28 protein-coding genes are annotated in these 22,244 nt (G+C 70.3%); 14 read left to right on the top strand and 14 right to left on the bottom strand.

Going from position 1 to position 22,244, the window contains the following annotated elements; all coding sequences use genetic code 11:
• Position 1: 1 nt before the first annotated feature.
• The 4 genes from FCL41_RS10590 (at position 2) to FCL41_RS10575 (ending at position 3,657) form a co-directional block, all read left to right on the top strand.
• Positions 2–1,540: a class I adenylate-forming enzyme family protein gene (locus tag FCL41_RS10590; RefSeq protein WP_239021612.1), complete on the top strand. Its 1,539-nt coding sequence runs from the start codon at positions 2–4 to the stop codon at positions 1,538–1,540.
• Positions 1,541–1,546: 6 nt separating this feature from the next.
• Positions 1,547–2,266 carry a FadR/GntR family transcriptional regulator gene (locus tag FCL41_RS10585; RefSeq protein ID WP_137065993.1) on the top strand — a complete coding sequence of 240 codons (720 nt, stop codon included), beginning with the start codon at positions 1,547–1,549 and terminating at the stop codon, positions 2,264–2,266.
• A 99-nt stretch (positions 2,267–2,365) separates the two neighbouring features.
• Entirely contained in the window at positions 2,366–2,929 is a 564-nt protein-coding gene (locus FCL41_RS10580) for a cupin domain-containing protein (protein ID WP_137065992.1), read from the top strand.
• Positions 2,926–3,657, top strand: coding sequence for a thioesterase family protein (locus FCL41_RS10575; RefSeq protein WP_137065991.1), 732 nt, complete (start codon positions 2,926–2,928; stop codon positions 3,655–3,657). Before FCL41_RS10580 ends, FCL41_RS10575 begins: the two co-directional genes overlap by 4 nt.
• 23 nt (positions 3,658–3,680) lie before the next feature.
• Here the strand turns inward: FCL41_RS10575 and FCL41_RS10570 are convergent, their stop codons facing one another.
• The gene (locus tag FCL41_RS10570) at positions 3,681–4,352 is read right to left on the bottom strand and encodes a TetR/AcrR family transcriptional regulator (protein ID WP_137065990.1); all 672 of its coding nucleotides are present in this window, start codon (positions 4,350–4,352) and stop codon (positions 3,681–3,683) included.
• Positions 4,353–4,489: 137 nt separating this feature from the next.
• On the opposite strand from FCL41_RS10570, the gene FCL41_RS10565 reads away from it, so the two are divergent.
• Positions 4,490–5,512 (top strand): NAD(P)-dependent alcohol dehydrogenase, encoded by a 1,023-nt coding sequence (locus FCL41_RS10565; protein ID WP_137065989.1) that lies wholly within the window; start codon positions 4,490–4,492, stop codon positions 5,510–5,512.
• A gap of 30 nt (positions 5,513–5,542) precedes the next feature.
• Here the strand turns inward: FCL41_RS10565 and FCL41_RS10560 are convergent, their stop codons facing one another.
• Positions 5,543–6,076, bottom strand: a complete 534-nt coding sequence (locus FCL41_RS10560) for a Gmad2 immunoglobulin-like domain-containing protein (protein WP_137065988.1) — start codon at positions 6,074–6,076, stop codon at positions 5,543–5,545.
• 146 nt (positions 6,077–6,222) lie between these two features.
• Here FCL41_RS10560 and FCL41_RS10555 point away from each other — a divergent pair, with 146 nt between their 5' ends.
• Positions 6,223–6,696, top strand: coding sequence for an SRPBCC family protein (locus tag FCL41_RS10555; protein ID WP_137065987.1), 474 nt, complete (start codon positions 6,223–6,225; stop codon positions 6,694–6,696).
• 33 nt (positions 6,697–6,729) lie between these two features.
• Complete coding sequence (locus FCL41_RS10550; RefSeq protein ID WP_137065986.1) at positions 6,730–8,232, top strand: RNB domain-containing ribonuclease; 1,503 nt, start codon at positions 6,730–6,732, stop codon at positions 8,230–8,232.
• A gap of 73 nt (positions 8,233–8,305) precedes the next feature.
• Here the strand turns inward: FCL41_RS10550 and FCL41_RS10545 are convergent, their stop codons facing one another.
• From FCL41_RS10545 to FCL41_RS10525, 5 genes are all read right to left on the bottom strand, one after another.
• The gene (locus FCL41_RS10545; RefSeq protein WP_137065985.1) at positions 8,306–9,487 is read right to left on the bottom strand and encodes a YihY/virulence factor BrkB family protein; all 1,182 of its coding nucleotides are present in this window, start codon (positions 9,485–9,487) and stop codon (positions 8,306–8,308) included.
• Positions 9,487–9,828: a DUF3618 domain-containing protein gene (locus FCL41_RS10540; RefSeq protein WP_137065984.1), complete on the bottom strand. Its 342-nt coding sequence runs from the start codon at positions 9,826–9,828 to the stop codon at positions 9,487–9,489. The genes FCL41_RS10545 and FCL41_RS10540 overlap by 1 nt, the downstream gene beginning before the upstream one ends.
• Positions 9,829–9,872: 44 nt before the next feature.
• Positions 9,873–10,316: a phage holin family protein gene (locus FCL41_RS10535; RefSeq protein ID WP_137065983.1), complete on the bottom strand. Its 444-nt coding sequence runs from the start codon at positions 10,314–10,316 to the stop codon at positions 9,873–9,875.
• Entirely contained in the window at positions 10,313–10,792 is a 480-nt protein-coding gene (locus tag FCL41_RS17075) for a hypothetical protein (protein ID WP_175422347.1), read from the bottom strand. The genes FCL41_RS10535 and FCL41_RS17075 overlap by 4 nt, the downstream gene beginning before the upstream one ends.
• Positions 10,793–10,901: 109 nt before the next feature.
• Positions 10,902–11,222, bottom strand: a complete 321-nt coding sequence (locus FCL41_RS10525; RefSeq protein ID WP_137065982.1) for a hypothetical protein — start codon at positions 11,220–11,222, stop codon at positions 10,902–10,904.
• A 160-nt stretch (positions 11,223–11,382) separates the two neighbouring features.
• Here FCL41_RS10525 and heR point away from each other — a divergent pair, with 160 nt between their 5' ends.
• Together heR and FCL41_RS10515 are read left to right on the top strand one after the other, a co-directional pair.
• The gene (gene heR / locus FCL41_RS10520; protein ID WP_137065981.1) at positions 11,383–12,159 is read left to right on the top strand and encodes a heliorhodopsin HeR; all 777 of its coding nucleotides are present in this window, start codon (positions 11,383–11,385) and stop codon (positions 12,157–12,159) included.
• 92 nt (positions 12,160–12,251) lie between these two features.
• A complete protein-coding gene (locus tag FCL41_RS10515; RefSeq protein WP_137065980.1) occupies positions 12,252–14,321 on the top strand; it encodes an MMPL family transporter in 2,070 nt (689 codons plus the stop codon).
• Between the two features lie 18 nt (positions 14,322–14,339).
• Here FCL41_RS10515 and arfB read toward each other — a convergent pair whose 3' ends face one another.
• On the bottom strand, positions 14,340–14,741 hold the full coding sequence (gene arfB / locus FCL41_RS10510; protein ID WP_137065979.1) for an alternative ribosome rescue aminoacyl-tRNA hydrolase ArfB: 402 nt from the start codon (positions 14,739–14,741) through the stop codon (positions 14,340–14,342).
• A gap of 130 nt (positions 14,742–14,871) precedes the next feature.
• On the opposite strand from arfB, the gene FCL41_RS10505 reads away from it, so the two are divergent.
• From FCL41_RS10505 to arr, 3 genes are read left to right on the top strand one after another with little or no spacing between them, the layout of a single operon-like run.
• A complete protein-coding gene (locus FCL41_RS10505; RefSeq protein WP_212723133.1) occupies positions 14,872–15,465 on the top strand; it encodes a malonic semialdehyde reductase in 594 nt (197 codons plus the stop codon).
• 43 nt (positions 15,466–15,508) lie between these two features.
• The gene (locus tag FCL41_RS10500; RefSeq protein ID WP_137065977.1) at positions 15,509–16,243 is read left to right on the top strand and encodes an SDR family oxidoreductase; all 735 of its coding nucleotides are present in this window, start codon (positions 15,509–15,511) and stop codon (positions 16,241–16,243) included.
• 41 nt (positions 16,244–16,284) lie between these two features.
• On the top strand, positions 16,285–16,719 hold the full coding sequence (arr, locus tag FCL41_RS10495) for an NAD(+)--rifampin ADP-ribosyltransferase (protein ID WP_137065976.1): 435 nt from the start codon (positions 16,285–16,287) through the stop codon (positions 16,717–16,719).
• Positions 16,720–16,738: 19 nt separating this feature from the next.
• Here the strand turns inward: arr and FCL41_RS10490 are convergent, their stop codons facing one another.
• The 4 genes from FCL41_RS10490 to FCL41_RS10475 form a co-directional block, all read right to left on the bottom strand.
• Positions 16,739–17,107: a VOC family protein gene (locus tag FCL41_RS10490; RefSeq protein ID WP_137065975.1), complete on the bottom strand. Its 369-nt coding sequence runs from the start codon at positions 17,105–17,107 to the stop codon at positions 16,739–16,741.
• Positions 17,108–17,231: 124 nt separating this feature from the next.
• Positions 17,232–17,867, bottom strand: a complete 636-nt coding sequence (locus tag FCL41_RS10485; protein WP_137065974.1) for a DUF3618 domain-containing protein — start codon at positions 17,865–17,867, stop codon at positions 17,232–17,234.
• Positions 17,843–18,256 (bottom strand): phage holin family protein, encoded by a 414-nt coding sequence (locus FCL41_RS10480; RefSeq protein ID WP_137065973.1) that lies wholly within the window; start codon positions 18,254–18,256, stop codon positions 17,843–17,845. Before FCL41_RS10480 ends, FCL41_RS10485 begins: the two co-directional genes overlap by 25 nt.
• Complete coding sequence (locus FCL41_RS10475) at positions 18,253–18,999, bottom strand: hypothetical protein (protein ID WP_137065972.1); 747 nt, start codon at positions 18,997–18,999, stop codon at positions 18,253–18,255. The genes FCL41_RS10480 and FCL41_RS10475 overlap by 4 nt, the downstream gene beginning before the upstream one ends.
• Positions 19,000–19,231: 232 nt before the next feature.
• Between FCL41_RS10475 and FCL41_RS10470 the strand changes: the two genes are divergently transcribed.
• Both FCL41_RS10470 and FCL41_RS10465 read left to right on the top strand, forming a co-directional pair.
• On the top strand, positions 19,232–19,606 hold the full coding sequence (locus tag FCL41_RS10470; RefSeq protein WP_137065971.1) for an ArsR/SmtB family transcription factor: 375 nt from the start codon (positions 19,232–19,234) through the stop codon (positions 19,604–19,606).
• A gap of 5 nt (positions 19,607–19,611) precedes the next feature.
• Positions 19,612–20,097 (top strand): SRPBCC family protein, encoded by a 486-nt coding sequence (locus FCL41_RS10465; RefSeq protein WP_137065970.1) that lies wholly within the window; start codon positions 19,612–19,614, stop codon positions 20,095–20,097.
• 61 nt (positions 20,098–20,158) lie between these two features.
• On the opposite strand, the gene FCL41_RS10460 is transcribed toward FCL41_RS10465, so the two are convergent.
• Together FCL41_RS10460 and FCL41_RS10455 are read right to left on the bottom strand one after the other, a co-directional pair.
• On the bottom strand, positions 20,159–20,827 hold the full coding sequence (locus tag FCL41_RS10460; RefSeq protein WP_137065969.1) for a class F sortase: 669 nt from the start codon (positions 20,825–20,827) through the stop codon (positions 20,159–20,161).
• Positions 20,828–20,836: 9 nt separating this feature from the next.
• The gene (locus FCL41_RS10455; protein ID WP_137065968.1) at positions 20,837–22,015 is read right to left on the bottom strand and encodes an ice-binding family protein; all 1,179 of its coding nucleotides are present in this window, start codon (positions 22,013–22,015) and stop codon (positions 20,837–20,839) included.
• Positions 22,016–22,244 lie beyond the last annotated feature (229 nt).

The following is a 22,244-nucleotide window of genomic DNA, read 5'->3' as shown; positions in this document are numbered from 1 at the left end:
AGTGTCGCTCAAGCTCAACATGGCCAACGGGATCCGTGAGTTCGCCCGTTCGTCCCCGCACCGCGTCGCTGCCGTGGAGGGGGACCGCAGCCTCACCTTCGCCGCGATGGATGACCGCTCGAACCGCCTGGCCCAGGGTGTCCTGGCCCTCGGCTGCGGCGCGGACAAGCCGGTCGCCGTGCTCTCCGGCAACCGCCTCGAGTACTTCGAGATCATGACGGCGATGGCCAAGGCCGGCGTGCCCGTCGTGCCGCTCAACTCGCGCAACAACAGCGCCGACAACGACTACATCGTCGCCCACTCCGGCGCCCGTGTGCTGATCCTCGACCCGCGTCTGGCTGACAACGCCTCGACTCTCATCGACACCCTCGACGGCGTCATCTCCTTCGGTGGCGGCGACGCCGGCCGTGACTACGAGGACTTCCTCGCCGCCCAGCGGGCCGTGGACCCGAAGGCGCAGGTCGGCGACGACGACACCTTCTGCATCACCTACACCTCCGGGACCACCGGGCGCCCCAAGGGCGTCGTGCTCACCCACAAGGGGCGTCTGCTCACGGCGTACGGGGCCGCGATCGAGTACGGGCTCGGTCCAGGGCGCCAGACGATGGCCGTCGCACCGCTCTACCACGGTGCCGGCTTCTCGTTCGGCTTCGCCGGCCCCCAGCTGGGCGGACAGGTGACGGTGCAGAGCAAGTGGGACCCGCAGGAGTTCCTCGCCCTGCTCCAGTCGTCACGCACCTCCACCGTCTTCCTCGTGCCGACGCACGCCCAGCAGATCCGACGGATCGTGGAGGAACCGGCCAGCGCCTACGACCTGTCGGCGCTGGAGACGCTCTACTTCAACGCGGCTGCCCTGCCGGTCGAGCTCAAGGAGTGGGTGCACCAGGCCTTCCCGGGCGTCGGCATCCACGAGCTCTACGGCTCCACCGAGTGCTCGCTGGTCACCGACCTGCGCCCCGAGGACTCGATGCGCAAGGCCGGCAGCGTGGGCCACCCGTGGTTCATGAACGAGGTCAAGCTGCTCGACGACGACCGCAACCCCGTCGGCCCCGGTGAGCCGGGCGAGCTGTGGGCGCGCTCGCCGATGCTCATGAAGGGATACCTCAACAACCCGGAGGCGACCGCCGAGGCGACCGATGCTGACGGTTTCATCACCGTGGGTGACGTGGCCGTGGCCGACGAGGAGGGGTTCATCTCCATCGTCGACCGCAAGAAGGACATGATCATCGCCGGAGGCGTCAACATCTTCCCGCGCGAGATCGAGGAGGTCATCGGCCGCCACGACTCGGTGGACGAGGTGGCCGTCGTCGGCGTCCCCGACGAGACCTACGGCGAGCGGATCGCTGCGTTCGTGGTGCCGAAGGCGGGCGCCCAGGTGGACGCCGCCGCCCTCGAGCAGCACGTGCTCGGCGCCGTGGCGAAGTACAAGCTTCCGCGCGAGTGGCACACCATGGACGCCCTGCCACGCAACGCCGGGGGCAAGGTCCTCAAGCGCGTCATCCAGGACGACTACGTCGCGTCGCGGCCGAGCGCGCACTGAGCGGCCATGTCCCCGTCGTCGACGCGCGGTCTGGCCATCAGCCGGGTCCGCCCGGCCTACCAGCAGGTCGCCGACCAGCTGCGTGAGCTGGTGACCAGCGGTGCTCTCCGTGTCGGGGACCGCCTTCCCGTCGAGCACGAGCTGGCCCAGCGTTTCGGGGTCAGCCGCCCCACGGTGCGCGAGGCGCTGCGTGTCCTGGCCTCCCAGCAGCTGGTGCACACCGAACGCGGACCCTCGGGCGGCACCTTCGTGTCGCGGGTCGACGTGAGCGGCGTGAGCGACTTCCTCGAGACCAGCCTGGGGCTGCTCACCGACGGTCCCGACGTCACCGTGCTCCAGATGCTCGAGGCGCGTGACGTGCTCGAGGTCCCGGCGGCCCGGTTGGCGGCGATGCGGCGCAACGACGAGCACCTGGCCGAGCTGGAGGAGGCGATCAACCGCGAGAAGGTCATGCGCGGTCGGCACGACCGGTTCGCCGAGCACCGCCATTTCCACCAGGTCGTCGTCGAGGCAGGCGGCAACGTGCTGCTCGGCATGATGAACGAGCCGCTCTTCCGGGTCCTGCAGTCGCAGTTCCTGAGGCCCTCGGTGCCCGACGGTTTCTGGTCGCGGGTGGACCACGACCACGGGCTCCTCCTGAACGCGATCCGCGACCGCGACGCCGACGCCGCCGGGGACCTCATGGCCCAGCACCTCGTGGCGCTGCGCGACGCGTACGTCGACTGAGCGACACTCTTCCCTCGAGCCCTCATGTCGCTCGAGCCCCACCTTCCCCTCAGCCCTTCCTCTCAGCCCTTCCTCTCGCCCTCTCCAGGAGCTACCTCCGTGGCCAGACCCACCACCCTCGACCTCACGCGCGACGACCTGCCCTGGCGCCGCGTCCCCATGGACGGGGCCAACGGCGGGATCGACGTCGTCCCCCTCGCCTCCGCCCCGGAGGAGTTCGTGATCCTTGCGCGGTTCCCTGCGGGGTTCACCCGGGACGAGCCGGGTGGCTACCACGCCGCGGAGACGTTCCTCGTGCTCGACGGGGTGCTCCGCGTGCACGACCGCGTGGTGCGGCGCGGAGACCTCACGCACGTGCCGGCCGAGTTCGTACGGTCGGGCATGAGCACCGAGGACGGGTGCACGGCGCTGGCGTGGTTCTCCGGTCCGGCGACCTTCCTCGCCCCCGACGAGCTGGGCGCCTGCGCGCTCCCGCTCACGACCGTCTCGGTCACGGACGCTCCCGGCGGGGTGCTGCTGAGCACCCCGGAGGCCGAGTGGGAGCTCCGCCCCGATGCCGGGGGTCCGTGTACGTCAGGCGAGGGTGTCGACCTGGCGATGACGGGGTGGGCCCTCGACGCCTCGCAGCTCGCAGGACGCGTGATCGCCCGGTGCCCCCGATGAGGGCGGACGCCAGCTGGAAGGGCAAGGGGGGCATCTTCGGCGGCAAGGTCATCGCGCTGCTCGCCGACTGCGTACGCATGCCCGCGGAGGTCGATCGGCTCGAGCTCGCCTCCCTGTGGGTGGAGTTCTCCGGCAGCGTGGTGCCCGGTGAGGCCGACGAGACGGTCGAGGTGCTCCACGCCGGGCGCAGCACGGCGACGGTCCGTGCGGTCCTCGAGCAGGACGGCCGCGCGAAGGCATCCGCCATGGCCAAGCTGGTGGCGGCCGGCCAGGCCTCGGTGCTCCCCGGGCGTACGCTGCCGCCCGCCGCGTCACCGGACGACCTGGACGACCTCGTCGCTCCCTGGGGTGCCCTCGACTATGACCCCAAGCTGCAGGTGAAGGTCATCGACCAAGGTCTCGTGGACGGGGTCATCACCACGCGTGCGTGGCTGCGCGTGCGGCCCGGACACGGTGACGACCTGGGGGTGGGCGGGATCGAGGGAGTGCTGCTCGACCTGCTGCCGCCCGGTCTCTTCTTCACCCAGGTGCCGCCGTCGTTCGTGCCGACGATCGACTTCGCCCTGCAGCTCAACCCGTCGTCGCGCGCCGAGACCGGGGAGTGGTACTGGGGCGAGATGCGTACCGAGTGGTCGGACGGTGAGTTCTGCGCCGAGACCGGGGAGCTCCGTCGCCCCGACGGCACGTTCGTGGCCCGCGGCACGCAGACCCGGCGCATCGTCGCCTGAGGGCCTGAGCCGGCTGCGCGGCGTCAGGAGGCCGCGCTGACCTCGGCGCCCTCGAGGCGGACGATGCGGTTCACCACGTCGACGACCTGGTCGGCCACCTCGTCGACCGTGGCGCCGGGGTGGGGACGTACGCGGTTGGCGTTGTCGCACAGCGTGAGCACGGCGCGGGAGAGGGCGAAGGCGTCGTCCGGGTTGCCCAGGGCGGACACCAGTGACTCGACGTAGCCGTAGTAGGTCAGTCGCACGGTGCGGAAGTTGTCCTGCTCCTCCTTTGTCAGCGCCTCGGCCGCGCCGAGTCCTCCGAAGGCGGCCTGCCACGCGAGGCCCCGTGAACCGTTGTCGAGCTGCCACGACACGTGGCGGCGTACGAGAGTCTCGAACTGCTCGCGGTAGCTCATCTCCGGGGTGAGGGTTGCTGAGAGGTGCGCGAGGAACTCCTGGAGGATGTCGCGCAGACCCTCGAAGAGGATCTGGTGCTTGCCCTGCGGGAAGTGGGCATACATGCTCCCGGCCTGGACGCCGACCGCTGAGGCGATCGCCCGCATCGACGTGCCGCCGTAACCGAGCTGGGTGAAGAGGACCATTGCCTGCTGGACGATCTCGTGGCGCCGTCCCTCGGGATCGGGCTGCTGGTTGTCCCGCACGTGCACGAGGAGGCTCAGCAGGTGTGACTCCGGAGAGCGACTGTCGGGCATGGGCGCAAGCCTAGTGCCAGGAACGGGGTGCGCGGACCCCACTTCTGCAGACGCCCAGGGGTTGTCCAGCAGCTGTCGCTCGTGCTTCCGTGAAAGTCAGAGGCGGACCCGCCGGGGGCACGTCGGAGGAGTCGGCTATGAAGGCCATCCAGTACACCGCGTTCGGCACCCGTCCCAAGGTCGTGGACGTCGAGAGACCTTCTCCGGGCCCTGGCGAGGTGCTCCTGCGCGTCACCGCCTCGGGTCTGTGCCACTCCGACGAGTTCGTCATGGCGATGCCGGAGGAGGGGTACCCCTACCCCATGCCGATGACCCTGGGCCACGAACCGGCCGGGATCGTGGCCGAGCTGGGGTCGGGGGCCAGCGGCGTCGCGGTCGGTGACGCCGTGATCGTGTACGGCTGCTGGGGGTGCGGCGTCTGCGCCATGTGCGCCGACGGCACCGAGAACCTCTGCCTCACGGGCATGCTCTCCCCGGGCCTGGGCGTCGACGGCGCGATGGCGGAGTTCATGGTCGTCGACAGCGTCCGGCACCTGGTGCCGATCGGAGACCTGGACCCCGTGCGCGCGGCTTCCCTCACCGACGCCGCGTTGACGCCCTACCAGGCGATCAAGAGCGTGCTGCCGCGGCTCGTCGGAGGCACGACGACCGTGGTGATCGGGGCTGGCGGGCTGGGACACGTGGCGATCCAGCTGCTGCGCCAGCTGACCCCGACGCGGGTCGTCGCCCTCGACCTGGGCCAGGAGAAGCTCGACTTCGCCAAGGAGAACGGGGCGCACGAGGCCCTCACCTCCGAGCCCGCCGCAGCCGCCACCATCAAGGAGATGACGCGGGGCCGCGGTGCCGACGTGGTGCTGGACTTCGTGGGGGCCGATGCCACCGGTGAGCTCGCGGTCTCCTGCGGCGGGGTCGCCTCAGCGGTCGTGGTGGTGGGCGCGGGACTGGGCGGGGCGAAGATCGGCCTCACCTCGGCGCCCTACAACATGAGCGTCTCCACGTCGCTGTGGGGACGCCGCAAGGAGCTGCTCGAGCTCGTCGAGATGGCGAAGCGTGACCAGATCTCGATCAGGACGACCACCTATCCGATCACCGACGGCGAGAAGGCGTACGAGGACATGCACGCCGGACGGATCGTCGGGCGCGCCGTCGTCGTGCCGTGAGACCGACGTCCGTGCGTGTGACGGACGTCGTCAGCGCTTGAGCGGGATCCGCAGGCGCCAGCCCACCTCGATCGTGTCGGGGTCGGTGATGATCGGGTTGGCTGCGACCACCTGGGCGACCGTGACCCGGCCGTGGTCCCTCAGGCGCCGCACGATCCCGGTGAGCGTGTCACCCGGCTCGACCCGGTAGAGCAGCCAGCCGGCCAGGTCCGGGAAGACGATCACCTCGACCCGACGCGTGTGGAAACCGGGGCTGGGTCCCTCGTCCGGCAACCCGGGGTTGTCGCCGAAGACCTCGAGGGTGCACCGCGTCCCGGGACGGGGCGGTCGGTCGACGGTGACGGTGCCGGTGAACTCGCCGATCCCGTGGCCACCGCCCTCGGACTGCGCATGGCCGGTGCCGATCACCGAGTTGCCCGGCCCGAGGAGTCGCATGCCGATGGTGCCCTCGAAGCCGCTGCCCACACCGGACACCACGAACCTCCTGTCCACCAGGTCGTGCTTGGCAGGTTGGCGCACCCGTACGTCCGTGACCAGTCCCATGACCGTTCCCTCCCTCGTCATCGAGCTCCTCAGTGTGGTGCTGACGGACGTCCTTGACCAGTGCCGGCTCTGCCCGGGCGCGCGGGCGGACGGTCCCGCCGAGCCGCGCCCGTGGTCGCTACGGTCGGACAATCGGGTCGAGCAGCCCGGTCGAGCAGGAGGTCGAGATGCCCCAGGTGATGGCGCAGACGTGGGTGCCGGTGGAGCCGGAGAAGGCCTTCGCCGTGTCGCAGACGACGGGCGAGGTCAGGCTGCGGTGGGACCCCTTCATCCGCGAGCAGCGCCTGATCGACGCCGACGCCCCCGCCAAGGGCGTACGCACGTGGACCCGTGCCCGCGTCGGCCCCCGCATGGTCTCGGAGTACGTCTCCTACCGTCCGCCGACCTCGGTCGGCATGACGATGGTGAGCGGCCCGTGGTTCTTCGCCTCCTTCGGGGGAGGCTGGCGCTTCGTGCCGGAGACGCGCGGCGGGGTCGCCGGCACCCGGGCGGTGTGGAAGTACACCTACACCGTGCGACCTGCCTGGTTGCGGGGTGTCGCCGAACCCATCGGGCAGTGGCTCCTGGGGCGCGAGATCCGCGCTCGGATCGCGGCGTGGGCCACGGCCTGCGAGAACCCGGTGGTGCTGGCGGCAGCATGATGCAGGGTGGGTGGCGATGGTTAGGGTGCCCCCATGGCCAGTCCGCGCTTCCTCCGCGTCCACCCCGTCGGTCCGCCACCCGCCGGCTCCCGACCGGGGGTGGCCTTCCCCGGGGAGCAGGCCCTGCGCGACGGGATCGCAGCCATCCGGGACGAGCTCGCGGTGAGCGAGGAGTTTCCTGCCGAGGTGGTGGCCGCCGCCGAGGCGGCAGCGGCGGCACCGCGCCTGCCCGGGCTCGACCGGACGGACATCGAGTTCGTCACCATCGACCCGCCCGGTGCCCGTGACCTGGACCAGGCGCTGCACGTCGAACGCGACGGCGACGGTTTCGTCGTCCACTACGCGATCGCCGACGTCGGCGCCTTCGTCACTCCCGGCGACCCGGTCGACGTGGAGGCCAACAAGAGGGGGCAGACGCTCTACGGGGCCGACTCGAAGATCCCGCTGCATCCGCCGGTGATCTCCGAGCAGGCCGGCTCGCTGCTGCCGGACCAGGTCCGCCCGGCGATCCTGTGGACCATCGCTCTGGACTCCGCGGGGGAGCGCACCGCCGCCACCGTCGAGCGGGCGATGGTGCGTTCGCGGGCGCAGCTGTCGTACGAGGAGGCGCAGGCCGTCGTCGGCGGTGCCGCCAGCGATGCGGAGAAGGGTTCGGTGGGAGAGTCCACGCTCCGCCTGCTCGCCGAGGTCGGCCCCTTGCGGATCGCGCTGGAGGCCGCGCGAGGCGGGGTCAGCCTGCCCCTGCCGGAGCAGGAGATCGTCATCACTGAGGACAGGTGGCAGCTGGAGTTCCGGAGCCTGATCCCGGTGGAGGAGTGGAACGCGCAGATCTCGCTGCTCACCGGCATGGCCGCCGCCTCCCTGATGGTCGGGGCGCGCGTCGGGCTGCTCCGGACGCTGCCGCCGGCCGAGGAGCGCGACGTCGACCGGCTCCGTGCCACGGCACACGCGCTGGGGATCGCCTGGGCGCCAGAGACGTCCTACCCGGAGTTCGTACGCTCCCTCGACCCCGCCGACTCCCGTCACGCAGCCATGGTGCTTGCCTGCACGCGGCTCTTCAGGGGCAGCGGCTACGTCGGCTTCGACGGTGAGCTGCCCGACCACACCGGGCACGCAGCTGTCGCGGCCGACTACGCCCACGTCACCGCTCCGCTGCGCCGCCTGGTCGACCGCTACGCCGGCGAGATCTGCGTGGCGCTGAGCGCGGGCGAGCCGGTGCCCGGGTGGGTGCTCGACAAGCTGGACTCGGTGCCGGCGGTGATGCGCGAGTCCGGAACCCTGGCGGGCAGGTACGCGCGCGAGGTCCTCAACCTGACCGAGGCGGTACTGCTGCACGACCGTGTCGGTGAGCGCTTCGCCGCTGCGGTGATGGAGGTGGACGAGAAGCGGCCCGAACGCGGAGACATCACGATCCTGGAGCCCGCCATCGAGGCCAGGGCCGAAGGCACACGGCCCCTGCCGTTGGGCGAGGAGATCACGGTGGTGCTGACGGAGGCCGATCCCGCGACTCGCACGGTCCGCTTCGAGGTCGGCTGACTCCGGTCGCCCGGGCGTACGACGAGGGGGCCGGGCGCATGGCCGACCCCCTCGCGCACCAGCCCGTCGAACCTCAGGCCGAAGGGGCGCGGCTCTCCTGCCGCTCCCCGCGGGAGCGACGTAGCGCCCGGGCACGGGCCACGTCCTTCTGACGCTTCTTCGCCGCCTTCTCGCTCTTCGTGGTGTCGCGCGGCGGCAGCTGGATCGTCTCCTCGGCCGGCATGCCGGCCTGGAGCTCTCGGGCTCGTTCGAGCTCTGCGTCCAGCTCGGCCCCGAAGAGCAGGGCGAGGTTGGTGATCCACAGCCACAGGAGGAAGACGATGACGCCGGCCAGCGAGCCGTAGGTGCGGTTGTAGTTGGAGAAGTTGGCGACGTAGAGGCCGAAGCCCGCCGACGCCAGCACCCACACCACGATGGCGACGGTGGCGCCCACGCTGAGCCAGCGGAACTTCGGCTGCTTCACGTTGGGGGTGGAGTAGTAGAGCAGGGCCACGATCAGGATGACCACCAGCAGCAGGACCGGCCACTTGGCGATGTTCCAGACGGTGACGGCGGTGGAACCCAGACCGATCGTGTCGCCGACCACCTCGGCTGCGGGACCGGTGACGATCAGGCCGAGTGCCACGAGGGCCGTCAGCAGGATCGTGACGGCGGTGATCAGCAGCATCATCGGTCGGAGCTTCCAGATCGGACGCCCCTCGTCGATCTCGTAGATGCGGTTCATGCCCCGGCTGAAGGCGTTGACGTAGCCGGAGGCCGACCAGAGGGCGGCGGCCAGACCGATGAGGAGTCCCCAACCGGCGCCCGTGCTCTGACTGAGCTGGACCAGCGTGGGTTCGAGGGTGTCCGCCGCGCCACCCGCCCCGAGGTCACGCAGCATGGTGAGGAGGGTCTCGACGGTCTTCTCTCCCTGGCCCACCACACCCACCAGGGAGAGCAACGCGATCGCGGCTGGGAAGAGCGCCAGGATCGAGTAGTAGGTCAACGCGGCAGCGAGGTCGGTGCACTCGTCCTCCGAGAACTCACGCACCGTCGACCTGACGGTGTAGAGCCACGACGGCTTGGTGAGGTCGGTGGGGGAGTCGGGCTTGTCGGCCGCGTCGTGCTCGTGGCTGGGCGCGTGGTCGAGCGCGCTGTCCTTGCTGTCGGGCCCGGGGTCGTCGGGACGGTCGTGCGCCCGGTCGCTCGCGGTGGCGAGACTCTGGTGCGACTTCCCGGCGGTGTCCTTGTCGCCCGACTTGCCGAGTCCGAACATCAGTTCCACCTCGACGACGTACGCCGCCGCGAGCGTCGTTTGAGCATGACCACCACGATGACCACGAGGACGCCGGCGACGACCGCGCCGAGGGCTTCCGGACGCGGTTTGCCCTGGTCGTCGAGGACCTTCTCCTTGGCCTTCGCGGCCGTGTCCTGGGCGCTCGCCGAAGCCCGCGCCTTCACGTCCAGCTTGGCGTGGAGCTGGTCGACGGTCTCTGCCAGCTCCTCGCGTGCCTGGTCGATGTCGGCCTGGAGGGCGGCGACCTGCGGATCGTCGTCGGTGGGGTCAGTCTGGCGGTGGCGGCCGCCGTCGGGAGTGGGAGGGGTGGATTCACTCATCAGGGACTCCTAGAAGTGAGCTGTTTCGTGGGAGGCCGGGCGGCTCAGTGGTGGTCCCCGGGGTGGCGCACCGTGTCAACGTCCTCCTTGACTCCGGCCATGGCTCGGGTCGGGACCGGGGGAGAGGCCGCATCGACGCGCTTCTTGCCCATCAAGGCGTTGATGGCCGCCACGACGAGGAGCACGACTGCGACGATCAGCGCCGCGAGCCAGGTGTCCATCACGAGCGCCAGCGCGAGGACGATGGCTGCGAGAAGCACCCCGACCCCGTAGAGCGCGATGATGCCCGCGGCGCCGAACATGCCCAGGCCCACGCCGGCCTTCTTGGCCTTGCCCGTGACCTCGACCTGGGCGAGCCGGAACTCGTCACGGACGAGCCGGGAGACCTCGTTCGACAGCTGCGAGACGAGCTCGCCGGTCGTGGGGTCGTGCCCGGTGGCCGCTGGACTCCCGGTCACGTGGCTGACGGACGGGTCCTGGTGGCTCATGACAGGGTCCCACCGGGGCCACCCGTGTGGGGCGGCAGCTTGCCCGAGGGCGTGGCCGGGTCGTTGGTCGTCGGGCTGCCGGTGCTGGTGGGCGGAGAGGGCGGCCGCGGCGGGATGGTGGTGCTCGCGGGGGCGCCGGTGCCGCTCGTGCTGCCGGCCGTGGTGCTGCTCGTCGTGGCGGAGTCGGACGAGGAGTCGCTGCGGCTCATCTTGTCCTTGGCGGAGTGTGTGGCCTGCCCCGCCTTCTCCTTGACCGCCTGACCAGCCACGCCCGCCTTCTCCTTCGCGGTGCTGCCGGCCTGCCCCGCCTTCTCCTTGGCGAGGCTCTGCGCCTGCTCCGCCTTGGCCTGGACCCGGGGGTCGCGCCACAGGCCGCGGGCCTTGCTGGCGATCTGCTCGTAGCGCTCACGTCCAGCGCGAGCGCCCAGGACGTATCCGGTGCCCATTCCGAGGAGGAATCCGATCTTCTTGGCCATGATGTCTCCCGAGTGTTCGCCGCCGCGACCCGTCTGGACGCGGCGAGGGGTAACGCCGGTCTCGTTCCCCACTTGGGGCCGAGTCATGCCTCGAGCGTCGGGAGACTCCTCAGGCGGAGGGGGGCGTACGCCGCTCTTGCAACCGCTGCTGGGCCTGGGGCAGGTAGGCGAGGCACGGTGCGTCGGCGTCAGGATGGCGGTCGGCGAGGTGGAAGATCCACCGGTCCATGGCCGCCATGTAGCCGTTGTCCTCGCCGCGGCGGTGGGTGCCCCACTGCCGCTCTCCGGTGCCCGGTCGCGGACTCGTGCACTCGGTGCAGTGGATCTTGTAGACGAACTGGTCGTCGGGCCCGACCTCGATCTTCACGTCGGCCAAGGGGCCGGCGGAGACCTGGGCCTTGCGTTCGCGGGCGGAGCGGCTGGCGGGCATGGGTCCTCGGTTCATCGGGTGATCGGGAAGGCTGCGACCGAGCCTAGGTCGTGCCGGTCGCCGGGCGTTCGTCGCGGGCGGCGTACAGGGCCCTGAGCAGGTCCTTGCGCTGGTCTGAAGAGGGGGTGCCGCTACGCCCGCCGGGCCGCTACGGTGAGGCATGAGCCGTCCCACCGTGGCAGTTCCTGAGGCGCGTCAGCGTCGGCTGCGTGCCTTCAACCTGGGGGCGGCTGCCCTCCACGTGGCGCAGGCCGTGGCGGTGGTGGTCCTGGCCACCGACTTCGCCCTCCCCGTCACGGCGAGCTACCTGGCCGGTCCACCGGGCACTGCGCCGCAGGCGCCCACCGTCCTGTTCGACCTCCCGACCGGCCCGGCGGTGGCGGCGTTCCTCGCCCTCTCCGCCGTCGCCCACCTGGTGGTCTCGTCGGTGTGGTGGCGCCGCTACGTGGCCGACCTGGCGCGCGGGATCAACCGGGCTCGCTGGGTCGAGTACTCCCTGTCGTCATCGCTGATGATGGTGGTGATCGCCCAGCTGGTCGGGATCTCGGACGTGACGGCCCTCCTGGCCATCGCGGGCGTGAATGCCTCGATGATCTTCTTCGGCTGGGTGCAGGAGAAGTACGAGCAGGTCGGCGGGGGCGGATGGTTGCCGTTCGGGTTCGGGTGCATCGCAGGGGCGGTCCCGTGGATCGCGGTCCTGGTCTACGTGGTCGCGCCGCAGTCGCCGTCCGACGCGACCCCACCCGGGTTCGTCTACGCGATCGTCGTCTCGCTCTTCGTCTTCTTCAACATCTTCGCCCTCAACCAGTGGCTGCAGTACCGAGCCCGGGGGAGGTGGGGCGACTACCTGTTCGGCGAGACGATCTACATCGTCCTGAGCCTGGTCGCCAAGTCACTCCTTGCCTGGCAGGTCTTCGGCGGCACGCTGGCCGGATAGGCGTCAGGGCCCTCCGTCGCGTTGGGTAAACGCCCCGCTGGTGGGCGAAAACCCTGATGCGCTCGGCACTCCCGTGGTGCTGCACTGGTCTGATGCATCGGCAGATTGCCGGTCGCCTGACCAGCCCCGTCAGCAAGTGGATCGTGCTCGGCCTGTGGTTGGCGCTCACAGTCGGCTCCTCCATGTTCGCCGCCAAGCTGGTCGACGAGCAGAACAACGAGGCGTCGTCGTGGCTCCCCGACAGTGCCGAGTCGACCCGGGCGTTGGAGAAGCTGACCCAGTTCCAGGACGTGAACGCCATCCCGACGGTCGTCGTGTACTCCAAGTCCTCGGGGCTGACTCGGGCAGACATCGCGGCGGCGACGGAGGACGCGTCCGCCTTCGCCGACCTGGAGGGGGTCGAAGGGGAGGTCGTCGGTCCGATCCCGTCCGAGGACGGCGAGGCGATGCAGACCGTCGTCACGTTCAACTTCGGGGCCGAGGGCTGGAACGCCATGCCCGACGCAGCCGACGACCTGCGGGAGATCGCCACGCTCGACGGGGGAGAGGTCTACATCGCCGGGTCGGGCGGACAGGCGGCCGACTCTGCCGAGGCCTTCGGCGGCATCGATTCGACGCTGCTCCTCGCGACCCTGGGCGTGGTGATCGTGATCCTGCTGCTGACCTACCGCAGTCCGGTGCTGTGGATCCTGCCCATCATCTGCGCGGGGGTGGCGCTCTTCGGCTCGCAGGCGCTCATCTACTTCCTGGCCAGGTACGCCGACCTCACGGTCAACGGGCAGTCGTACGCCATCCTCACCATCTTGGTGATCGGCGCCGGAACCGACTACGCGCTGTTGCTCGTGGCGCGCTACCGCGAGGAGCTGCGTCGGCACACCGACCGGCACGAAGCGATGTCCTTCGCGCTGCAACGCGCGGCCCCCGCCATCCTGGCCAGCGCCGCGACCGTCATCCTCGGCATGCTGTGCCTGCTGCTGGCGGAGCTGAACTCCACGGCGGGTCTCGGGCCCGTCGCCGCCATCGGGATCGGGGTGACGTTCCTGGTCCAGATCACGCTGCTGCCGGCCTTGCTGACCATCTGTGGTCGCTGGATCTTCTGGCCGAAGCGTCCGACCTTCGGGTCCGACGAACCCACCAGCTCCGGGTTCTGGGCCAAGGTGGGACGGCGGATCGCGGTGCGTCCGCGGGCCACGTGGGTGGTCACCGCGGTCCTGCTGGCCATCGCCTGCCTCGGGACCCTGCGGCTGGACACTGCCGGCCTCTCGACCGAGGACCAGTACACCCGTGAGTTCCAGTCGGTGACGGGCCAGAAGGAGCTCCTGGCCCACGGAATGGCTGACCAGTCCAACACCGTGGCAGTCGTGGCCAACGCCGCCCGGGCAGACGACGTACGCGCGGCCATGGCCGAGGCCGACGGGATCGAGCGGCCCGGGAAGCCGGTCGTGATCGGTGACCTGGCACTGGTGGAGGCGGTCATCGACAGTGACGTGGCGGCCCCCGAGTCGTTCGCGGCGGTGCGCGAGGTGCGTGAGGCGACCCATGCCGTCGACGGCGCAGACGCCCTCGTCGGAGGTGGCTCTGCCTTCTTCCTGGACACGCAGGAGGCGTCCTCGCGGGACAACCGGGTGATCATCCCGAGCATCCTGGCGATGGTCCTGGTCATCCTGATGGTGCTGCTGCGAGCCTTGGTGTCGCCCCTCATCCTGGTCGCCACCGTGGTGCTGTCGTTCGGCGCCGCCATGGGCATCTCGGTGATCCTCTTCGAGTACGTCTTCGGATTCGCCGGGTCTGATCCGGGGTTCCCGCTCTTCGCCTTCGTCTTCCTCGTCGCGCTCGGGATCGACTACAACATCTTCCTGATGACGCGCGTGCGCGAGGAGGCCCTGGTGCACGGGACTCGCACCGGGTCGCTGGTTGCCCTCGCCTCGACGGGCGGGGTGATCACCTCCGCCGGACTGGTCCTGGCGGCGACCTTCCTGGTGCTGTCCACGATCCCCGTCGTCTTCCTGGTCGAGCTCGGGGTGGCCGTGGCGCTTGGCGTCATCCTGGACACGATGATCGTCCGCTCGGTGCTGGTGACCGCCATCAACCTCGACGTGGGGGACCGGATCTGGTGGCCGGGCAAGCTGGCTCGGCGGGCGAAGGCGGCGACCGGGCAGTGACCTGTCGCCGACCAGGGCTCAGTCGAGCGGTGGGCGTCCGCGGAGCCGTTTGGTCGCCCCGCGCTGCTTCTTGTGGTTGAGTCGCCGTTGCTTGGCGCCCTTCGACGGCTTGGTCGGGACCCGGCGCGGGGGAGGTGGCTTCAAGGCTTCCTCCAGCCGCTGCGCCAACCGTTCCTCGGCGGCCCGACGGTTGAGGTACTGGGACCGGTGCTCCTGGGCGACGACGACCAGCTCGGGTCCCAGCCGGGTGAGGAGTCGTTGCTTGACGTCGTCGGGGAAGGCGTCGGAGCCGGCGAGGTCGAAGAAGAGCTGCACCTTCGTGTCCGTCGTGTTCACGTGCTGGCCGCCCGGGCCCGACGAGCGCGAGAAGCGCCACGTCAGCTCGGCGTCGGGGATGACGTGGTGGCGGACGGTGATCACGGAAGCAAGGGTCCCACCGCCGGCGGTGGGGGTGGCATTCGCGGCCACCTTCAGCGCGGTGGTGGGCGGGCATGACTGAGGTCACGGGGTCGGCTGGAACAGCGCCATGAGTATGTTCGTTGAAAGTGTCATGACTGATCTGCTCGCTCTCCAGCCCGATGCCCAGGACCTGCTCTTCCGTGAGGCTCGCTCGGCGAACGCCTTCACCGACGAGCCGGTGACCGAGGAGCAGGTCGCTGCCATCTACGACCTGGTGAAGTTCGCCCCCACGGCGATGAACACCCAGCCCTTGCGCGTGGTGCTGGTGCGCAGCGACGACGCGCGCCAGAAGCTGCTCAAGCACATGAGCGGCAGCAACCGCGACAAGACCGAGTCGGCTCCGATGGTGGCGATCCTCGCCGCCGACACCGACTTCCACGAGACCCTGCCGCGCACCTTCCCGCACTTCCCGGGCGCCAAGGACCTCTTCGCCGACGACGCAGCGCGCGAGCAGGCGGCGCGGTTCAACGCGACCCTGCAGATCGGCTACTTCATCGTGGGCGTACGAGCTGCCGGACTGGCCGCCGGCCCCATGACCGGGTTCGACTCCGTCGGCGTCGACGCCGACCTGCTGCCGCCGCACCTCAAGTCCATCGTCGTGGTCAACATCGGCCACCCGGCGGAGAACGCCTGGTTCGACCGGCTTCCGCGCCTCGATCACGACGAGGCCGTCATCACGCTCTGACGACGTCCCGCGCCCGGGCGACCCACGTGCGTAGGGTGACCGCATGGGTCTCCCGGGCGTCGCTGTCGTCACCGGTGCGTCGCGCGGCCTCGGCGCCGCGATCGCCCAACGGCTGGCTGCCGACGGGTGGCCGGTCGCAGTCAACTACCTCCGGGGACGTGACGGCGCGGAATCCGTCGTGCGTCGCATCCGGGAGGCGGGCGGCGTCGCCGGGTCCTTCGCGGCGGACGTCGTCAGTGAGGAGGGTGTCGCTGCCCTCGTCGCTGACGTCGAACATGCGCTGGGTCCGGTCACGGCCGTGGTCGCCAACGCCACCGGACCCCATCCCGAGATCAGCCTGGACGACCTGACCTGGCGGGACCATCTCGACCAGCTCGAGTTCTTCGTCAAGAGTCCCACCCTGCTCGTTCGGGCAGCCCTGCCGAGCATGCGGACCGCAGGCGGCGGTCGGATCGTCCTGATCGGCTCCGACCTCGCCGACCGGGCGACCCCGCACATGTCGGCCTACGTGGCCGCCAAGAGCGCCCAGATCGGGTTGACCAAGGTCTGGGCGAAGGAGCTCGGTCCCGATGGGATCACGGTCAATCTCGTCCAGCCCGGCTGGATCCCCGTCGAGCGGCACGCCGGCGTCGACCCCACCGCGTACGCAGCCGAGGTGCCGCTGCGACGCATGGGAACCCCCGATGACGTTGCCGCGACGGTGGCGCACCTGCTCTCGGAGGGTGGCAGCTTCCTCACGGGGCAGCGCATCACGGTCAACGGCGGACACGTGATCTGAGGGGAGTGCCGTCGCGCCGACGTCTCGCTACGCTCGGTGGCATGGGGGAAGCACGGGAGCCGGTGGCGTTCGAGACCTACGCCGAGGGCGTCTACCTGCACGGCACGAAGGCCGACCTGGCGACCGGTGACTTGGTGGTACCGGGCCGCGAGTCGAACTTCGAGGCGGGCCGGGCGATGAACTACGTCTACTTCACCGCCACCCTGGACGCCGCGACGTGGGGGGCCGAGCTCGCCGTGGGGGAGGGCCGGGGGCGCATCTACCTGGTCGAGCCCACGGGCGAGTTCGAGGACGACCCCAACGTCACCGACAAGAAGTTTCCGGGCAACCCGACGCAATCCTTCAGGACCCGGTCGCCCCTGCGCGTGATCGGCGAGATCAACAACTGGGTCGGCCACCCTCCCGAGGTGCTCCGGGTCATGCGCGACGGCCTCGAGGCGAAGCGGCGTGAGGGCACGGCGCTGATCGAGGACTGATGCCTCGGCGCCCTCCCTGTCAGTCCCAGCAGAGGCAGAAGGGGTGGCCGACGGGGTCGAGGTAGACCCGGAACGGGTCGCCCGCATCCTCACCCGGCTGGACGGCGTGCTTGGTGGCCCCCAGTGCGAGCACCTCCGGCTCGACCGCGTCCACGTCGTCCACCGTCAGGTCGAGGTGGAGCTGTTGCGGGCGTACGCCGGTGGGCCAGGTGGGGGCCTCGAAGTCTTCCGCCAGCTGGAATCCCATACGCCAGCCGCCGATCTGGGCGGTGACCCAGTCGTCCTCGGCGTAGATGACCTCGCCTCCGAGCAGCGAGGTGTAGAAGTCGGCGAGTGCCCGAGGATCAGGGCAGTCCAGGACGACGGAGCGTGTGCGTGCCAGAGCCATACCTCAGCAGTGTGCCACTCGGCGGCGACGACGTCACGAGGGTTCTGGGGGATTCGGGTGGGGCGCGGCGAACGGCCCACCTCCCGAGGTACGGGAGGCGGGCCGTCGTGCGCGGCCGACGTCGTCAGCTCGATTGCTGGTCCTTGACCTTCTGGGCGGAGTCGCGCCCCTCGTCCTTGAGGTGCTGGGCGGACTCCTGCGCCGAGGTCCTCACCTCCTCGGCTCCCGTCGCTGCGGTCTCCTTCAGCTGGGCACCCATGTCGGACGCGAGCGACTTCGCCTCGTCCACCACCGGCTGGCCGTGCTCCTTGGCCGCGTCGAGACCCTGTTGGGCCACCCTCTGCTCGACACGGGTCGACGGCAGGAGCGACGAGAGGAGCATGCCGGCGCCGAAGGCGATCACGCCAGCGGCGAGCGGGTTGCCCTCGGCCTTCGCCTGGACGCTCTGCACGGCACCGGTGGCGGTGTCGCTGACGCCCTGCGCCGCACCCGACGCGGAGTCACTGACGGAGCTGCCCGCCTGGGAAGCCGAACCCATGACCCTCTCCTTCATCCCGACCAACCTGTTCCTGGCGGCCTGTTTCTGCCGCGTCATGACCTGGCTCGGGCTGATCTTGTCGCCCAGCTCGTCGAGGTTCTGGCCGAGGTTGGCGCGGGTGCGCTCGATGTCTCGGTTGATCTCGGCTGCCCGACGGTCCTCGTCGCTCAGTTCCGGCGTCGTGGAGCCGGGGGTCCTCAGTTCTTCTGTTCCTTCGCCCATTGGACGTCCTCCTTCAAGCTCTGCTGCGTCTGGGGCAGCTGCGGGTCTGCTTCCTGGATCTCCTTGCGACCTCTCATGGCGAGCACGGCCGCGACGACGGCCCACAGGAGACCGACGATCAACGCCGAGAGCTCCGTGGGCATCCAGTTGTCGAGCAGGTAGACCAGCGCCAGGGAGAGGAACAAGAGCGTGAGGAGACCGGCGATGCCTGCACCGCCGAGCATCCCTGCTCCCTTGCCGACGCGTCGCGCCTCCTGCTTCAGCTCGGTGCGGGCCAGCTCCATCTCCTGCCGGACGAGGGCACTCAGGTCGGCAGAGATGTCACCGACGATCGCACCCAGCGAACGGGTCTCGCCCGGGTCGTTGAGCCCAGGACCGAGGTCGCTCACGGGAGTCTCCTCTCCGTGTCGTCACCGATCGGGGTGTCGGAGGGCTCACCCGACGCGAACGGGTCGCCATGAGGCGTGGTCCCACCCTCGTCAGGCAGGACGGTGCTCGTGCCGGTGCCACCTCCCACGCCCGAGGTCCGCAGACCGGGGGTCGGGGCTCCCGTGGTGGGTGTGGCCGGGGTGCTGGACGCGTACCCCTGCGCCGGGCTGGCGTCGTACGCCGGGGTGGCGCCGCTCGGTGCGGTGAGCGAGGTGGGCCGGGCGGAGCCGGCCGGTTGGGCGCTCGACGAGCTCTTCGCGTCCTTGGCGCCGCGGGCCAGGCGCCCGAAGGCGACGCCGGCTCCCAGCGCCCCGAGCAGGAAGACGCCGGGCCGACGGCGGGCGAAGTCGCGTACGTCCTCCAGGAGGTCGCTGGGCTCGCGGCCGTCGAGGTGCTCGCCGAGCGAACGGATCGTGCCGGCGACCTGACGGGCGACGTCACCGGCCACGCCGTCGGGTCCGGACTCGGCCATCTGCTCGAGGTCCTCGCTGACGCTCCGCGCAGTCTCGACCAGGCGGTCGCGCTGCGAGCGGGTCTGCCCGTCGATCATGGTCCGGGCGTCGTCGAGGACGTTGCGTGCCTGGGCCTTGGCCTCGGCTGCGACGTTGGCCGCCTCCTCGCGGCTGGTCCCGGCAAGGTTGCTGGCCTGGGCCTTGGCCTCGTCCGTGGTGGAACTGGTGCTGCCGAAGTTGGTGCTGCTCATATTTCCTCCTGCGGTGGCGGGAACCAATCCCCTACCCGCCCAGTGACGCGCCACACATCAAGAGCGTTCTTGCCCTGGCCCAGGACGGCGTTTCAGGCGGGTCAGGCGCTGATGCCGACAGCGATTTCCCCAAATCGTGCGATGCGTCTGCGGCGCTGCTGAGAGCTTCGCGGGCCGACCCGACCACCCAGGCCCTTGACGACATACAACTGATCGGTTGTAGGTTGGAGGCGTGAACGAGACGGAAGAGGATCGCGCCGACGCGTGGTTCCACGCGCTCTCCGACCGCACGCGGCGCGACATCCTGCGCCGGGTGCTGGCGGGGGAGCACTCCGTCTCGGCGCTCGCGGCGTCCTACGACATGAGTTTCGCCGCGGTGCAGAAGCACGTCGCCGTACTGGAGAGGGCCGGCCTGCTGACCAAGCGTCGGCAGGGGCGCGAGGCCCTGGCCAGCGGCGACGTGGCAGCGGTGCGGTCGGTGGGCGAGATGCTCACCGAGCTGGAGTCCCTCTGGCGGGGCCGCATCTCCCGGATCGACGAACTCATCGCCGAGCCGGAGCTCGACCACTCGTCGGCGCCGCCCCGGCGCCCCACGCAGGAGGACTGATCGCCATGCCCGTCACCGACGTCTCGCACGACCTCGGAGCAAGGACCATCACCATCGTCGCCGAGTTCGCCGCCCCGCCGAAGCGCATCTGGGAGGTGTACGCCGACCCCCGCCAGCTCGAGCGGGTCTGGGGTCCGCCGACCTATCCGGCGACCTTCGTCGACCATGACCTGACCCCCGGAGGCCGGATGAACTACTACATGACCGGCCCCGAGGGAGATCGGTACTACGGCTACTGGGAGGTCCAGGAGGTCGATGAGCCCCACAGCTTCACCCTCATCGACGGATTCGCCCTCGACGAGAAGTTCACCAAGAACCCCGACCTGCCCGAGAGCGCCAACGTCTTCTCCTTCGTCGAGCACGACGGTGGGACGCGGGCCACGTACGTCGGCACCTACGCCTCCGCCGAAGCGCTGCAGAAGGTCCTCGACATGGGGGTGGTCGAAGGCTCGACCACGGCCATCAACCAGATCGACGACTTGGTCGCCTGACCATTGGATCGCGGGAACGCTGGCCACGGGCCTGCGCTCGCCGGGGCGCAGGCGGTGGTGGTCAGCGGTGCGCCTCCACGCGCTCGCTGTAGACGATGACGTTGGACTGGTAGCCGCCGCGGGCCCTGTCGTACTCGCCGCCGCACGTGACCAGAGTCAACGTGGGGCGGCCATGGGACGCGTAGACCTCGGCCGCCGGGAAATCGGCATTGCGTACCGTCTCGACGCGGGACACTGCGAAGACTTCGTCGTCGCCGGTTCCCATGCGCACCCTGATGCGGGCGCCTGGTGCGAGTTCTCCGAGTCGGTGGAAGACCGCTGGGCCATCGCTGGAGTCCACGTGACCGAGGATGACGGCCGACCCGACCTGGCCGGGGGCTGCGCCGAGCTCGTACCACCCGGCCTTGTCAGCGTCCTCGGGTACTTGGACGGTGCGGTCCGACTGCAGTCCGAGACGGACCAGGTCGGAGGCCACGTCGATGGCGGCGATGCTGATGGAGACCGGGCTGCGGCTGAGGTCCACCTCGTCGGCGGCCTGCGTCGGTGAGGAAGTGGGAGCCACGGTGGCCTGGCCCGGGCCCTTGCCGGGCGTTGCTGTCGAGTCGCCCTGCGTGATGAGGATCCCCGCGGTGGCCAGGGCGAGAGTGACCACGAAGAGACAGGTGGGAAGGACCCACCGGCGCAGCGGCGTGCGCGCCGCGCCGGTGTGACTGCCTGCTGGTCCGGGCATCAGATGCGGTCAGTGTCTGCGTGTCGTGCGCTTGCGCAGCGTGGGAACGGCGACGGCACCGGCAGCAGCGAGTCCGGCGAGGATGAACAGCATGCGCGATGCCCCGCCGCCCTGTTGTGTGCCGCCGAGGCCCGTGTGCGGATGGCCAACCGGGATCGTGGGGGTGCCGGTGGGGACGGAGGGCGTGTCGGTGGGGACGGAGGGCGTGCCGGTGGGCGCGGTCGGCGTGCCGGTGGGCGCGGTCGGCGTGTCGGTGGGCGCGGTCGGCGTGCTCGAGGGAGCGCTGGTCGGGGTGCTCGAGGGAGCGCTGGTCGGGGTGCTCGAGGGAGCGCTGGTCGGGGTGCTCGAGGGAGCGCTGGTCGGGGTGCCCGAGGGAGCGCTGGTCGGCGACGAGGTCGGGGTCGGCGTCGAGGTCGGGGTCGAGGTCGGGGTCGGGGTCGAGGTCGGGGTCGGCGTCGAGGTCGGCGTGGGCGTCGAGGTCGGCGTGGGCGTCGAGGTCGGCGTGGGCGTCGAGGTCGGCGACGGGGTCGGCGTGGGCGTCGGGGTCACCACGCCTGCGCAGCTGGGCGTGGTGATCGTGTTGTTGTCCAGAGTGACAGCGCCATTGCGGGCAAGGACGCGCCCATCGACGTCGGCGTCGTTGTTCAGCGTGATCGACGTGAGGGCCATGATCGTCCCCGTGAAGTCACTGCTCGTGCCGAGGGTGGCGGAGCTGGAGACCTGCCAGAAGACGTTGCAGGCCGATGCGCCGTTGATGAGCTCGACCCTGCTCCCTGAAGCGGTGACCAGGGTGGAGGCGGACTGAAAGATGAAGACCGCGTTCGGGTCGCCCTGCGCGTCGAGCGTCAAGGCACCGGTCAGGTGCAGGGTGGGTCCCGTGTAGACGCCCGACGTCAGCGTCCGCCCGACGAGATCGGCGGTGACTGCGGCCGTGGTGGGGCGGCCGGCGGCGTCGTTGTAGGCGGTCGTCAGGTCGTCCTTGGCCGTGTTCGCGACGCCGTCAGAGATGTGTTGTGTGCCGCCGAAGGCGCCGGGGGGAAACCCGGTGATGGACGAGCCCGGCGACAGTCCGAGGTCGTCGCTCAGCTTCGACGGCCCCGTGTTGGTCACGGTGCTGCCTGCGAGGGCGGAGAAGGTCGTGGCCGTGCCGAGGTCGATCGGGGCGTCGGCGGCGTACGCGGGGGTCATGGCGGCAACGGCGGCCCCGACGACCAGGAGTCCTGCGGCTGCAACCCCCAGCCCTGTCGAGGCATTCAGAGTCCTACGGGCGGAGGTCGTGCGCGGCTTGCTCAATTGTCTCCAGATGCGGGATCAACTCGCGTTGGTGCCCCGCTCGCGCGGGACAGGTCCGGACCGAGGTCCGGTCCAGCGTGGGCAGTATCACACAACATACCCAAATTAAGGTATCGGGGGCTGT

It is taken from the genome of Nocardioides jishulii, from assembly GCF_006007965.1.
Classification (GTDB): Bacteria; Actinomycetota; Actinomycetes; order Propionibacteriales; family Nocardioidaceae; genus Nocardioides; species Nocardioides jishulii.
The sequence above is the reverse complement of the archived record's forward strand: the minus strand, read 5'-3'. Positions and strand labels throughout refer to the sequence as shown.

Excerpts from the sequence above, each read along its gene's own strand:
- FCL41_RS10585 (WP_137065993.1), top strand. The coding sequence starts at position 1,547 with ATGTCCCCGTCGTCGACGCGCGGTCTGGCCATCAGCCGGGTCCGCCCG.
- FCL41_RS10575 (WP_137065991.1), top strand. The coding sequence starts at position 2,926 with ATGAGGGCGGACGCCAGCTGGAAGGGCAAGGGGGGCATCTTCGGCGGC.
- FCL41_RS10570 (WP_137065990.1), bottom strand. The coding sequence starts at position 4,352 with ATGCCCGACAGTCGCTCTCCGGAGTCACACCTGCTGAGCCTCCTCGTG.
- FCL41_RS10565 (WP_137065989.1), top strand. The coding sequence starts at position 4,490 with ATGAAGGCCATCCAGTACACCGCGTTCGGCACCCGTCCCAAGGTCGTG.
- FCL41_RS10560 (WP_137065988.1), bottom strand. The coding sequence starts at position 6,076 with ATGACGAGGGAGGGAACGGTCATGGGACTGGTCACGGACGTACGGGTG.
- FCL41_RS10555 (WP_137065987.1), top strand. The coding sequence starts at position 6,223 with ATGCCCCAGGTGATGGCGCAGACGTGGGTGCCGGTGGAGCCGGAGAAG.
- FCL41_RS10550 (WP_137065986.1), top strand. The coding sequence starts at position 6,730 with ATGGCCAGTCCGCGCTTCCTCCGCGTCCACCCCGTCGGTCCGCCACCC.
- FCL41_RS10545 (WP_137065985.1), bottom strand. The coding sequence starts at position 9,487 with ATGTTCGGACTCGGCAAGTCGGGCGACAAGGACACCGCCGGGAAGTCG.
- FCL41_RS10540 (WP_137065984.1), bottom strand. The coding sequence starts at position 9,828 with ATGAGTGAATCCACCCCTCCCACTCCCGACGGCGGCCGCCACCGCCAG.
- FCL41_RS10535 (WP_137065983.1), bottom strand. The coding sequence starts at position 10,316 with ATGAGCCACCAGGACCCGTCCGTCAGCCACGTGACCGGGAGTCCAGCG.
- FCL41_RS17075 (WP_175422347.1), bottom strand. The coding sequence starts at position 10,792 with ATGGCCAAGAAGATCGGATTCCTCCTCGGAATGGGCACCGGATACGTC.
- FCL41_RS10525 (WP_137065982.1), bottom strand. The coding sequence starts at position 11,222 with ATGCCCGCCAGCCGCTCCGCCCGCGAACGCAAGGCCCAGGTCTCCGCC.
- heR (WP_137065981.1), top strand. The coding sequence starts at position 11,383 with ATGAGCCGTCCCACCGTGGCAGTTCCTGAGGCGCGTCAGCGTCGGCTG.
- FCL41_RS10515 (WP_137065980.1), top strand. The coding sequence starts at position 12,252 with ATGCATCGGCAGATTGCCGGTCGCCTGACCAGCCCCGTCAGCAAGTGG.
- FCL41_RS10505 (WP_212723133.1), top strand. The coding sequence starts at position 14,872 with ATGACTGATCTGCTCGCTCTCCAGCCCGATGCCCAGGACCTGCTCTTC.
- FCL41_RS10500 (WP_137065977.1), top strand. The coding sequence starts at position 15,509 with ATGGGTCTCCCGGGCGTCGCTGTCGTCACCGGTGCGTCGCGCGGCCTC.
- arr (WP_137065976.1), top strand. The coding sequence starts at position 16,285 with ATGGGGGAAGCACGGGAGCCGGTGGCGTTCGAGACCTACGCCGAGGGC.
- FCL41_RS10490 (WP_137065975.1), bottom strand. The coding sequence starts at position 17,107 with ATGGCTCTGGCACGCACACGCTCCGTCGTCCTGGACTGCCCTGATCCT.
- FCL41_RS10485 (WP_137065974.1), bottom strand. The coding sequence starts at position 17,867 with ATGGGCGAAGGAACAGAAGAACTGAGGACCCCCGGCTCCACGACGCCG.
- FCL41_RS10475 (WP_137065972.1), bottom strand. The coding sequence starts at position 18,999 with ATGAGCAGCACCAACTTCGGCAGCACCAGTTCCACCACGGACGAGGCC.
- FCL41_RS10465 (WP_137065970.1), top strand. The coding sequence starts at position 19,612 with ATGCCCGTCACCGACGTCTCGCACGACCTCGGAGCAAGGACCATCACC.
- FCL41_RS10460 (WP_137065969.1), bottom strand. The coding sequence starts at position 20,827 with ATGCCCGGACCAGCAGGCAGTCACACCGGCGCGGCGCGCACGCCGCTG.
- FCL41_RS10455 (WP_137065968.1), bottom strand. The coding sequence starts at position 22,015 with ATGACCCCCGCGTACGCCGCCGACGCCCCGATCGACCTCGGCACGGCC.